This is a genomic window from Mesorhizobium sp. GW821-FHT04C10, assembly GCF_059420305.1.
The window spans coordinates 4,443,094-4,455,526 of sequence record NZ_JBWKTL010000001.1 but is presented as its reverse complement, the minus strand read 5'-3'; the positions used below and the strand labels follow the sequence as shown (position 1 = coordinate 4,455,526).

Here is a 12,433-nt window from a genome sequence, read left to right as displayed (position 1 = left end):
GGCGCCGTCATCCTTCAGTGCCGATGTCAGTCGACGATGCAGCCGCAATCGGCCATCGACGCCGGTATCTCGATGCCGAACGCGGCCATCGCCTTGCGGGAAATCGTTGCCATGTGATCCTTGTAGGCCGGGCGCGACGGCGCGATCGTCTTGGGATCCTTGCCCTTGAGGATTTCGGCGGCGATGTTGCCGGCGTTGACGCCGACCTGCGTGTAATTGACCGCGAAGCTTGCCGGCACCGTGCCATTGCGGACCGCGCTGTCATCGGAGTTGACGATCGGGATTCCGGCCTGGCGAGCCGCCGCGGAGACAGCGGCGATCGCCGGCTGGATCAGGTTCGAAGCCGGTCCGTAGATCACGTCTGCCTTGCCGGCGAGCGCGGCGATGCGCTGCTGGATGTCATTGACGTTGTCGACGCCGACTTCGACGACTTCGAAACCGGCCGCCGGTGCGGCCGCCTTGATCTTCTCGACCAAGGCAACGTCATTGGCCTCGCCTGGATTGTAAGGCACGCCGAAGCGCTTGGCGTTCGGCAGCAGCTTCTTGGTGAAGGCCATGACAGCGGCGACGTCCTGCAGATCGCTGGCGCCGGTCATGCCTTCGTCTCCGGCGTCCCACGACGGCACCAGCTTGGCCGCGACCGGATCGGTGACGGCGGCAAAGACGATCGGAATGCCGGAACCGGCAAGCGCCTTCTTGGCGATCTGCGAGACCGGCGTGGTGATGGTGTAGATCAGCTTGGGCTGCTCCGCCTGCAGCTTGGCGATCATCTGCGGCACCAGCGATGCATCGAAATTGGTATGGCTCTCCGTGTAGACGACATCTTTGCCCTCGACAAAGCCATTGTCGGTCAGCGCCTTCTTGAAGCCGGCTATGGCGGCGTTGAGCTGCGGATGCTCGCCGAAATTGGCGATGCCGATGCGAATCTGGTCGGCGGCGGCACTCCCCGCGCTGACCATCAACGCGCCTGCCAGGGCCAATCCCGACAGCCAAGCGGATTTCGACTTCAACATCATTTCCTCCCAGATTTGATCAGCGCCGCTTATCGGGACGGCAACTGTGGCGATCATGGTCAGTCCGTCGCCACCTGTCAAACATTATATATAATTCTTGCCATGGGCCGCCATCATATATAATTTTCGCATGCCGACGATGGACGGATCGCGATGCAGGATCAGAACAACTCCACGAAAACCGAGGCGGCCTATCAGCTGCTGCGGCGCGATATCCTGACCACACGCCTCATGCCGGGCGCACCGCTCAAACTGAGCGCGCTGCGCGGTCTATACGGCGTCGGCTGGACACCGCTGCGTGAAGCCTTGTCTCGACTTGAAGCCGAGCGCCTGGTTACCGCCATCAGCAATCGCGGCTTTGCCGTGGCTCCGGTGTCGCGGGCCGAGCTCGAGGACCTGGCTCGTGCAAGGATGGTTGTGGAGATGCCGCTGTTCCTGGAATCGATCGAGAAAGGCGGCAGGGAATGGGAGGACGCGGTTGTCACCGCCCACTACCGGCTCTCCCGCTGCAAGACCGCGGTCGACGACCCCTCGGATGCGGCCGTCGATCAATGGGACGAGAGCCACGAGGCCTTTCACGCGGCACTGCTGAGTGCTGCGACGTCCAACTGGCTGTTGCGCTTCCGTTCGACAATCGCCGATCAGTTGCGGCGGCATCATCGTTTTCTCGGCCTGGCGCCGACATTGCGGGCGGCCGCCGGCCTCAAGGATGGCTATGGCGAGGCAATGGACGCCCTGCGCGAGGCGATCGCGATCGAGCATCACACCGCGATCATGGAAGCGGCCCTCGATCGCGATGTCGAGCGGGCAAAGGCGCTGATGACGGCGCATATCGGCTACACGCTGCATGTCTACGTTCACAGCGAGGACGGCGGCGCGAACAACTACACCGCACGCGCCGGCAGCCTGAAGGCAATTTCGGGATGACTTCAGCGCTTCCGCGACGTCCGACTCTCGATGAGGTGGTCGCGGCCCGTGACAGGCTGGCCGCCTGGTTGCCGCGCACGCCGCTGCTGCGCCTCGATCTCGGTCGTGCCGATCAGCGGATATTCCTCAAGCTCGAGACATTGTCGCCCATTGGCGCCTTCAAGATCAGGCCGGCGCTCAATGCCTTGCTCTGCCGCGATGCCGATGAACTCAGGCATGGCGTTGCGACCATCAGTTCCGGCAACATGGCCTACGGAATGGCCTGGGCGGCACGGGCGCTTGGCGTTCCGGTGGCCGCCTACATGTATGCCGATGCACCCCAGACCAAGATCGACGGGGTCCGCGGCCTTGGTGGCGACGTGCGCTTCGTCTCGCACGAGACATGGTGGCGCCACATCATCGGAACGGAGCGGCCGGAGGGCGCGGAACTCCTGGTGAACCCGGTCACCGACCAGGCGGTGCTTGCCGGCAACGCGACCATTGGCCTCGAGATCGCCGAAGATCTGCCCGAGGTCGATTGCGTCCTGACACCTTATGGCGGAGGGAGCATGACAACCGGTGTCGCCAGTGCGGTCAAGGCGATGCGGAGCCAGACGAAGGTCTTCGCCGTCGAGGATGAGAATGCGGCTCCGGTCACGGCGGCGCTGGCGGCCGGACGCATTGTCGAGATCGAGACGCGCCCCTCCTTCATCAAGAGCATAGGCGGCCCATCGCTGGTGCCCGGCCTATGGCCATTGGCAAGCCAGTCTATCGACGGCGCCATTGCCGTCAGCCTCGATCAGGTCACGGAAGCGATGCGCCTGTTGTTCTCGAAGGCAAAGATCGTGGCCGAAGGCGCGGGTGCCGCCTCGCTCGCCGCCGCGCTCCGCAGCGAGCGGGCAACCGGCAACGTCGTCTGCGTTATCTCCGGCGGCAATATCGATGCCGGCGCCTATGCGCAGATTCTGGGCGGAGCGATGCCGGAAGCCTGAACGCGTTCTATCCCCGGATAGCCAGCGATTGTTGGCGTTTTGATTTCGTTTCGTTCCGCTCGAAATGGATCGATTGGCCCCTGCAATCCGCCCTGTGAATGCCCTTCAAACGCTGATGCCAAGCGGGACAAGAGGGTGGACCACAGGCCATTAACCAAAATGATTTCAATGCTCGCCTTGGCGCGGAGGTGGTCGATTGCTGCCCACTGCCGGCAGCGGATAATTTCAGATGCCTTAACAAATTCACTAAACTTTAAACAGTTGCGGAACACAACTGGAACAGATAGTGTTTGTTCTGGGTTTGTTTTTCGATTCCGATTCACACCCTTCGTTCAATGCCTGGGGGGCGCCATGCTGACGCGCAAGCAACATGAACTTCTGATGTTCATCCATGAACGGCTGAAGGAAAGCGGTATCCCGCCCTCCTTTGACGAGATGAAGGAAGCGCTCGATCTCGCCTCCAAGTCAGGGATCCATCGCCTGATCACGGCACTGGAGGAACGCGGCTTTATCAGGCGGCTGCCCAACCGGGCGCGGGCATTGGAAGTGCTGCGGCTGCCGGATTCGATCGCGCCCGGCCTCAACGCCGCAAAGAAATTCTCGCCGAGTGTCATTCAGGGCAGTCTCGGTCAAGGCGGCCTCGGCCGCCAGATCAAGCCGGCGCCGTCGCGCTTGCCTTCTGCCGGCAATGACGACGACGCGGTCTCCGCCGTGTCGATCCCGGTGATGGGCCGTATCGCCGCCGGCGTGCCGATCGATGCGATCCAGCATCAGACGCATTCGATCTCGGTGCCGCCGGACATGATCATGGGTGGCGAGCACTATGCGCTGGAGGTCAAGGGCGACTCGATGATCGAGGCCGGCATCTTCGATGGCGACACGGTCATTATCCGCAACGCCGATACGGCGAGCCCGGGCGAGATCGTCGTGGCGCTGGTCGACGAGGAGGAAGCGACCTTGAAACGGTTCCGCCGCAAGGGCGCCTCGATTGCCCTTGAGGCCGCCAACCCGGCCTACGAGACACGCATTTTCGGGCCGGATAGGGTCAAGGTGCAAGGCAAGCTGGTCGGGCTGATCAGGCGCTACTGAGCAGGAGCAGCCGGCGTTTCGGCTTTTTGATAGGGTGGCAGCCCCCTCGCCTCACGCGAAAACTTTCGTTGCTCGTGCCAGGGCCGATACGGCCCGTCCACGGCGAAGCTGACGGTTGGCGGACCGGTCGCCGATTGGCGGTCAAAGAAGACGGCGGCACTGCCCTTGCGTGCAAGTTGCCGCTTGGTGATGACGAGGACCAGCGGGTTGTGGCAGGCATCGTAGCCCGTCGCGTCATTGACAACGATCAGGTCGGCGAAGCCGCAGGCCTTCCAGGTAGCCTTGCGGTCTTCGACATGCGCGATGATCGCGCCAGACGGATGCCGGGCGAGACAGATGCCTTCCGTGCAGTAGAACGGTGCCCCTGGCGGTAGATTGACGACATCGGCAATGTCGAATTGCCCGTCCGCCTTGTTGAACATCTCCGGTGTGACAATGGTTTCGGACACCAACGCGCGATTCCAATTGTCGACGGTGAATTCGTTCGGCCGAGCTCGGCTGACCGCGAGTTCGCCACCGCCGATCGGCACCGCGACCAGCCGCGCGTCTTCGGAGATCAGCACATCCGGCATGCGCGTATCAGACACGGTCAACAGGCCGGCGAGCGCGAATGGCACTGCCGCGAGCCGCAGCCATGTCGTCGCCATCGTCGCGATGACCAGGGCAATCGTCACCAGCAGCACGGAGTGTTGTGAAATCAGCCCGATCGCATCGACGGGGGAGCGTTCCGATATCCACGCCGATATGGAGATCATCACGGTCAGGCCCTTGCCCATCACGTAGAGAAAGGGACCATCGGCACCAAAGGGCATCGCAAGAGAACTGAGAACAGCGAAAGGCATGACAATCAGTGACACGATAGGCATGACGGCGAGATTGGCGAACAGGCTGAGCGGTGACACACGCTGGAAATGCCAGATGGCAAACAGCGCCGTGGCGCAGCCGGCAATGATGGAGGTCATCGCCAACCCGCCCGTCGCCAGCAGGAATCTTCGCGTCAGGAACCCCGGCAGGGACCGCTTTGGCGGTGGCGGTCTTGCCTTTCCCGCACGGTGATCCGCCCAGCCGGCATAGGCGCCGACCAGCGCGGCCGTTGCGGCGAACGACATCTGGAAGCTCGGGCCGACAACTTCGTGCGGCGACACCACGATGACGGCGATCGCCGAGATCGCCAGATTGCGCATGGTCAGCGCCGCGCGATCGAACAATACGGCAATCAGCATCACCGCCAGCATGATGAAACTGCGCTCGGCTGCAACGACGACGCCTGAGATGATGAGGTAGGCGGCGATCGAGAACAGTGCCGCGGCGGCCGCATATTTCTTCACCGGCCGGCGTGCGGAGAAATCCGGGAACAGCGCGAAGGCACCGCGCAGCAGACCCATGATGGTGCCGGCGACCAGCGCCATATGCAGTCCCGAAATGGAGATGATGTGATAGATGCCGGTGCGCCGCATCGCTTCGTTGATTTCATTGGGAATGCCGGCGCGCACGCCAACGATCAGCGCTGCCGCGATCTCACCTTCGGCACCGCCAACAACGCTCCTGATATGGTCGGCGATGGCTTCGCGGGCATTTTCTATCCCTGAAAACAGGCGGGCAGACAGCGGCATCTCATCGTCGTCGGCGGTGACGATTCTTGGATTGCCGAGAAAGAAGCCGCTGCCACCGATGCCGGCAAAGTAGCTGTCGAAGGAGAAATCGTAGCTGTCCGGCCGCACCGGACCGGTCGGCGGCAGCAGTTTGGCATAGCCCGATATCAGCGAGCCGGCGGTCATGTCGTCAGGTATCTTGCGCGCCGAGAGCCGGACCCTTTCCGGTGCGTAACGCAGTTTTGGCCGCGCCGTCGACGTCACGTCTATGGTCAACCGGATGCGGCCGGTCTCCATGCGGTCGAGCGAGACGACGCGGCCGGTCACTTGCGTCGAGATTTCCGAACCCAGCATCCGGGTGCCCGCCCGCCAGGTCTCGACCTTGGCGGCAAGCAGGCCCAGCGCGCACAACAATGCCGCCATGAAAGCCAGATGGGTTTTTGGCCAGGAGCGCGAGACAAGCGCACAGATCGCCATCAGCACGACGATCGCCACAGGCTTTGCAAAGTCAGGCTCCGCCGCCAACGAATAATAGCCGATCGCACCAGCGGCCAGGCAGACCGGCACCAGCAGGAAGGCGACGCCTCGGTCAAGTTCCAGTTCCGCTGCTGTCGTCACACCGTGGCGCAGGCGAGGCAAGGAAGCCTGGCCGATTTGCCGCCCGATACGCGCAATCCTGCCAGTGGCGGGCGGAATTGGTGCTGGGGCACCCGCTGGCAAAGGTCGGCTGCCGGAGCCGGGAACGAGAGGTGATGGCGGCAGCGAGGCCGGCGGCGGGATCGCAAACAGGGACCGCTCGCTGACGCCAACAACAGCGTCCTCGCCCTGATCCGAGCCCCGGCCACGTCCAGCCATCGGGTCTGCCCCTTGCACCCCTGACGCCCTATGCTACATGAACGCGCAACGCGCGAAAGTCCGCGCCGCCGCGCCCCGCTTCAGATGGTTTCCGAGAGTTTCATGTCCGACAAGGTCGTCACCCGTTTTGCCCCCTCGCCCACCGGTTACCTGCATATCGGAGGCGCGCGCACGGCGCTGTTCAACTGGCTCTATGCCAAACATACCGCCGGCACGATGCTGCTGCGCATCGAGGACACCGATCGCGAGCGTTCCACCGATGCGGCAACGGCCGCCATCCTGGACGGACTCACCTGGCTCGGTCTTGGCTGGGACGGCGATGCGGTTTCGCAATTCGATCGCGCCCCGCGCCACCGCGAAGTCGCGGAGGAGCTCGTGCGCCTGGGCAAGGCTTATTACAGCTACGAGACGCCTGCCGAACTGGAGGCAATGCGCGAGGCGGCTCGCGCCAAGGGTCTGCCGCCGCGCTACAATGGCCAGTGGCGCGATCGCGATCCGTCCGAGGCGCCAGCCGGCGTCAAGGGCGCCATCCGCATCAAGGCGCCGACCGAGGGCGAGACGGTCGTCCACGACCGCGTCCAGGGCGAGGTGCGCTTCCCCAACAAGGATCTCGACGACTTCATCATCCTGCGTTCGGACGGCAACCCGACCTACATGCATGCCGTCGTCGTCGACGACCACGACATGGGCGTCACCCACATCATCCGTGGCGACGACCACCTGACCAATGCCGCCCGCCAGACGGTGATCTACAATGCCATGGGTTGGGACGTGCCATCGATGTCGCATATCCCGCTGATCCATGGCGCCGACGGCGCCAAGCTCTCGAAGCGTCACGGCGCGCTCGGCGTCGAGGCTTATCGCGCCATGGGCTACCTGCCGGAGGCGCTGCTCAACTACCTGGCGCGCCTGGGCTGGAGCCACGGCGACGACGAGATCATGTCGATCAAGGACATGATCTCCTGGTTCGATATCGGCGACGTCAACAAGGGCGCTGCCCGCTTCGATTTCGCCAAGCTCGAAGCGATCAATGGCGCGCATATGCGCCGCATGGCCGATGCCGAACTGTTCGACATCTTCATCGCCACGCTGCCCTATCTCGAGGGCGGCCCGGCGATGGCCGCGCGCCTTGACGACGCGAACAAGGCGCAGCTGCTGGTAGCCCTTCCGGGGCTGAAGGAGCGCGCCAAGACGCTGGTCGAGCTTGTCGATGGCGCGGCCTTCCTGTTCGCCACGCGCCCGCTGCCGATCGACGACAAGGCGGCGCTCTTGCTCAATGACGATGCGCGCAAGATCCTGCGTGGCGCTCACGAAGCTTTGAACGCGGTTTCTGGCGACTGGACGGCTGCCGCGGCGGAGGCCGCGATCCGCGATTATGCGCTGGCCGGTGGCCATAAGCTTGGCGCCGTGGCCCAGCCCCTGCGGGCCGCGCTGACTGGCAAAAGCACCTCACCGGGTGTGTTCGACGTGCTTGCCGTGCTTGGACGCGAGGAGAGCCTGGCGCGCATAGCGGATCAAATCGATTAGGAGCAAACTGGCCCAAGAAGATTGGCATTGAAAGGCGCGTTTCGCAGTGCAACATTAGGCCTTGGCCCAATCTGGCACGCACCTCCTAAAATGCGGTGGCGAATACGCGCATTGCGGTGATTTCGACGTGTCGCTCTGCAGAAATTTGCCTTTGCCGGCATGAGGAAACAAGAAGGAGTTTGCAATGACCGAAGCTGCGAAGAAACTGGATGTGGGCGGCAAGAACCAAGAAGCTACGGCAACGCTTGAATTCGCCGGCAAGACTCATGAATTCAAGGTGCGAAGCGGCTCCGTCGGACCTGACGTCATCGACATCGCCTCGCTCTACAGCACCACCGGCGCCTTCACCTACGACCCCGGTTTCACCTCGACCGCAAGCTGCGAGTCCGAAATCACCTTCATCGACGGCGATGCCGGCATCCTCTTGCATCGCGGCTATCCGATCGACCAGTTGGCTGAACACGGCGACTTCCTCGAAGTCTGCTATCTCCTGCTCTACGGCGAACTGCCGACCAAGGCGCAGAAGGACGATTTCGATTACCGCGTAACGCGCCACACCATGGTGCATGAGCAGATGTCGCGCTTCTTCACCGGCTTCCGCCGCGATGCGCACCCGATGGCGGTCATGTGCGGCGTGGTCGGCGCGCTGTCGGCCTTCTATCACGACTCCACCGACATCTCCGACCCGTACCAGCGCATGGTCGCTTCCATGCGGCTGATCGCCAAGATGCCGACGATCGCGGCCATGGCCTACAAATACCACATCGGCCAGCCCTTCATCTATCCGAAGAACGATCTCGGTTTCGCGGCAAACTTCCTGCATATGTGCTTTGCCGTGCCGTGTGAGGAGTACAAGATCAACCCGGTGCTGGCGCGCGCCATGGAGCGCATCTTCATCCTGCACGCCGATCACGAGCAGAATGCCTCGACCTCGACGGTTCGCCTCGCCGGCTCTTCTGGCGCCAACCCGTTCGCCTGCATCGCCGCCGGCATCGCTTGCCTGTGGGGCCCGGCCCATGGCGGCGCCAATGAAGCGGCGCTCAACATGTTGGGCGAGATCGGCCATGTCGATCACATCCCGGAGTTCATCGCCCGCGCCAAGGACAAGAACGATCCGTTCCGGCTGATGGGCTTTGGCCACCGCGTCTACAAGAACTACGATCCTCGTGCGAAAATCATGCAGAAGACGGCGCACGAAGTCCTGGGCGAACTCGGCATCAAGGACGATCCGCTGCTCGACATCGCGATGGAGCTGGAGAAGATCGCGCTGACCGATCCCTATTTCATCGAGAAGAAGCTCTATCCGAATGTCGACTTCTATTCCGGCATCACGCTGAAGGCGCTGGGCTTCCCCACCACCATGTTCACCGTGCTGTTCGCGGTCGCCCGCACCGTGGGCTGGATCGCGCAGTGGAAGGAGATGATCGAGGATCCGCGCCAGAAGATCGGCCGCCCGCGTCAGCTCTACACCGGCGCGCCGGAGCGTGACTACGTGCCGATCGCCAAGCGGTGATCGGAAGAAGTGAGTAGTCAGTAGTGAATAGTGATAGTCTACTTCACTACTCACTACTCACTACCTCGCTCTCTTGACGTACCCCATCACCACCTGCGCCGCGATCTCGCCCGACGGCTTGTCCGTCGCCATGCGCCGCGCGATCTCGGCAAAGCCGTCTTTCTGCCAGGCGCGCATGCCGCTGTCGGCGAACAGCGCCTCCATCTGCCGGGCCAGATTGTTCGGCTTGACGTACTCGTTGTAGAACTCCGGAATAAGCGCACGATCCGCAATCAGGTTGGGCAGCAGCGCCGACCAGACGGAAACGAAATAGGGCGCAACGGCGCGTGCTATGGGATCGAGCCTGTAGCACGAGACCATCGGCACACCCGACAGCGCCAGCTCCAGCGATACGGTTCCCGATGCGATCAGCGCGGCATCGGCCTTGCCGAAAGCCTGCCATTTGCGTTGGGGATCAACGATGATCTCGGGCTTTTCATCCCAGCGGTTGACCGAGGATTTTACGAGGTCGGCGACGTGGGGAACCGTCGGCAGCAACAGCCGCAGCCTATGTCCGCGCGCGCGCAGCATCGACACCGTCTCGCCGAATGGTTCGATCAGGCGGCGCACCTCGCCGCGCCGCGAGCCGGGCAGCACGAGCAATGTCTTGATGCGGTCCTGGGCAAGATCGCGCGGCAATTCCTGCGCCTTCGCGGCAGCAAGCACGCCCGCCTCATGCGTGAGGCGATGCCCGACATAGGTGCCGGGCGGGCCACCCAGCCGCTCGAGTTCCTTCACTTCGAACGGCAGGATGCACAGGATATGGTCGACGTAAGGCCTCATTGCCACCGCCCTGCCCGGCCGCCACGCCCAGACGCTTGGACAGACATAGTGGATGATGGGAATCGACGGGTTGGCCGCACGCACCTTCCTGGCGACACGCAAGGAAAAGTCGGGGCTGTCGATGGTGACCAGGCAGTCCGGCTTCTCGTCCGCGATGGTTTTGGCCAGTTGGCCTATCCGCCTGATGAGGCGCGGCAGATCGCGCAGGACGGCACTGAACCCCATCAGAGCGATCTCGCCGGCATCGAAGGGCGACACCAGGCCCAATTCGCCGAGATGCCGGCCGCCGAGGCCGACGAGTTGCACCTCGCGGCCCGTCATCTGGCGGAGAGAACGCACGATGTCGGCTCCAAGCAGATCGCCTGATTCCTCACCCGCGACGATCGCGATCTTGAATACCCTGTCAGCCATGCGCCGGCTCCGCGGCGGCCAGGCCGACGATGAACAGACCGAGTTCATTGGCGCGCGACAGGGTTGCGGGACCCTCGAGGATCAGCGAGCGTCCCGCCTCGACGGCAATGCCCACAAGCCCGGCCGCGTGGGCTGCTTCGACCGTCTGCGGTCCTATGGACGGAAGATCGGCGCGCAGCTCCTGGCCGGGCTTGGCGCATTTGACGAGGACGCCGCGCGTCTTGCCGGCGATGCGGCCGTGGCCACGCAGCAGCCTGGCGCGGTCGAGCAACCCGGCCGTGCCCTCGATGCCCTCGAGCGCGATGGTCCGGCCGCCGACCGCGATCGCCGCCTGGCCGATATCCAGCGCTCCGATGGCCTTTGCCGCCGCAAAGCCGGCCTCGATGTCGCGCCAGTCGGGCTTCTGCGGCTCCACCTTGGTCAAGGTCCCTTCGGCTGCCACAAGGTTCGGCACGATTTCATGGGCACCCACGACCTTTATTCCTCGTGTCTCAAGGCCTCGCGCCACCACTTTCAATAGGCCATCATCGCCGCGCGCCAGTGCCATCACGACAAGGGGTATCACGGCGAGCAGGCTGAGGCTTGGGCGCAGATGCGTCAGTCTTGGTCGGCGTTTGATCTCGCCGGCAAGCACAAGATGGGTAATCCGGTGGCGCTTGAGCAATGGAACAAGCGAGCCGATCGCCTCCAGGGCCAGGGTCTCATGGTCATACTGGCGCAATTCCACCAGTCGGTCGGCTTCGCCGTCCATGAGGACGACGAAGGGCGGATACCCCTGCTCGGCCGAGCCGGCCGCGACTTCAACGGGAAGACTGCCGCCGCCGGCGATGATGCCGACCCTGGCATCAGGCGGGAGATCAAGACCAGCAGAAGCCGTCTCAGTCTTCATCATCGGCATCGTCGCCGTCGCTGCCCTTGAGCGATGGCACCGCATAGTGCCGCTTGCCGCGACTGGTGATGAAATCGATGATCTTCATGGCGGTCGGCGAAGAGGCGAACTCGGCCTTGGCGAATTCGATGTTCTCGCCGACGGTGCGGGAGCGGTCGAAGATCGTCCTGTAAGCCTTGCGCAACAGATAGATTTCGGAACGCGGCAGACCGGCGCGCTTGAGGCCGATGATGTTCAAGCCGCGCAAGCTGGCGCGGTTGCCGACGGCAATGGCATAGGGAATGACATCACCGACAAAAGCCGAGCACCCGCCAAGAAAGGCGTTATCGCCGACGCGCACGAACTGATGAACGGCGCTGAGGCCGCCAATATAGACGTTGTCGCCAATCTCGCAGTGTCCGCCCAGCGTCGCGCCATTGGCGAAGGTGGCGTTCTTGCCGACCACGCAATCATGGGCGATGTGGGCATAGGCAAGGAAATTGCCGTTGTCGCCGACCGTCGTCTCGCCGCGGCTGGTATCCGTGCCGACATGCATGGTGACGCCTTCGCGGATGGTGCAATTGGCGCCGATGACCAGCGTGGTGCGGCCGCCCTTGTGCTTGGTGTTCTGCGGCGGCGCGCCCAATATCGCCATCGGATAGACCTTGGTGGACGCCCCGATAGTGGTCGCGCCCATCACCGAGACATGGCTGACCAGTTCGACGCCATCACCGATCACGGCATCGGCGCTGACATGGCAGAACGGCCCGATGCGCACACCCTGGCCGATTTGAGCGCCCTCTTCCACGACGGAAGAAGGATGGATTGAAGTCTTGATTTTCATA

General features: G+C 63.3%; 10 protein-coding genes. 5 read left to right on the top strand and 5 right to left on the bottom strand.

Features of this window, described 5'->3' with window-relative positions; all coding sequences use genetic code 11:
• Positions 1–26: 26 nt before the first annotated feature.
• Positions 27–1,013, bottom strand: coding sequence for an ABC transporter substrate-binding protein (locus tag AC07UC_RS21575; protein WP_494907356.1), 987 nt, complete (start codon positions 1,011–1,013; stop codon positions 27–29).
• Between the two features lie 153 nt (positions 1,014–1,166).
• On the opposite strand from AC07UC_RS21575, the gene AC07UC_RS21570 reads away from it, so the two are divergent.
• The 3 genes from AC07UC_RS21570 (at position 1,167) to lexA (ending at position 4,000) form a co-directional block, all read left to right on the top strand.
• Positions 1,167–1,940: a GntR family transcriptional regulator gene (locus AC07UC_RS21570; RefSeq protein ID WP_140773567.1), complete on the top strand. Its 774-nt coding sequence runs from the start codon at positions 1,167–1,169 to the stop codon at positions 1,938–1,940.
• Positions 1,937–2,911, top strand: a complete 975-nt coding sequence (locus AC07UC_RS21565; RefSeq protein ID WP_494907355.1) for a threonine ammonia-lyase — start codon at positions 1,937–1,939, stop codon at positions 2,909–2,911. Before AC07UC_RS21570 ends, AC07UC_RS21565 begins: the two co-directional genes overlap by 4 nt.
• Before the next feature lie 351 nt (positions 2,912–3,262).
• Positions 3,263–4,000 carry a transcriptional repressor LexA gene (gene lexA / locus AC07UC_RS21560; protein WP_096446241.1) on the top strand — a complete coding sequence of 246 codons (738 nt, stop codon included), beginning with the start codon at positions 3,263–3,265 and terminating at the stop codon, positions 3,998–4,000.
• Here lexA and AC07UC_RS21555 read toward each other — a convergent pair.
• Complete coding sequence (locus tag AC07UC_RS21555) at positions 3,994–6,447, bottom strand: ComEC/Rec2 family competence protein (protein ID WP_494907354.1); 2,454 nt, start codon at positions 6,445–6,447, stop codon at positions 3,994–3,996. The two genes, lexA and AC07UC_RS21555, sit on opposite strands and share 7 nt — an antisense overlap.
• 102 nt (positions 6,448–6,549) lie before the next feature.
• On the opposite strand from AC07UC_RS21555, the gene gltX reads away from it, so the two are divergent.
• Complete coding sequence (gene gltX / locus AC07UC_RS21550; protein WP_494907353.1) at positions 6,550–7,974, top strand: glutamate--tRNA ligase; 1,425 nt, start codon at positions 6,550–6,552, stop codon at positions 7,972–7,974.
• A 184-nt stretch (positions 7,975–8,158) separates the two neighbouring features.
• On the top strand, positions 8,159–9,487 hold the full coding sequence (gene gltA, locus AC07UC_RS21545) for a citrate synthase (protein WP_056577025.1): 1,329 nt from the start codon (positions 8,159–8,161) through the stop codon (positions 9,485–9,487).
• Between the two features lie 60 nt (positions 9,488–9,547).
• Here the strand turns inward: gltA and lpxB are convergent, their stop codons facing one another.
• From lpxB to lpxA, 3 genes are read right to left on the bottom strand one after another with little or no spacing between them, the layout of a single operon-like run.
• On the bottom strand, positions 9,548–10,720 hold the full coding sequence (lpxB, locus tag AC07UC_RS21540) for a lipid-A-disaccharide synthase (RefSeq protein ID WP_494907352.1): 1,173 nt from the start codon (positions 10,718–10,720) through the stop codon (positions 9,548–9,550).
• On the bottom strand, positions 10,713–11,612 hold the full coding sequence (locus tag AC07UC_RS21535) for an LpxI family protein (RefSeq protein WP_494907351.1): 900 nt from the start codon (positions 11,610–11,612) through the stop codon (positions 10,713–10,715). Before AC07UC_RS21535 ends, lpxB begins: the two co-directional genes overlap by 8 nt.
• Positions 11,599–12,432: an acyl-ACP--UDP-N-acetylglucosamine O-acyltransferase gene (gene lpxA / locus AC07UC_RS21530; RefSeq protein WP_140773556.1), complete on the bottom strand. Its 834-nt coding sequence runs from the start codon at positions 12,430–12,432 to the stop codon at positions 11,599–11,601. The genes AC07UC_RS21535 and lpxA overlap by 14 nt, the downstream gene beginning before the upstream one ends.
• Between the last annotated feature and the right edge of the window lies 1 nt (position 12,433).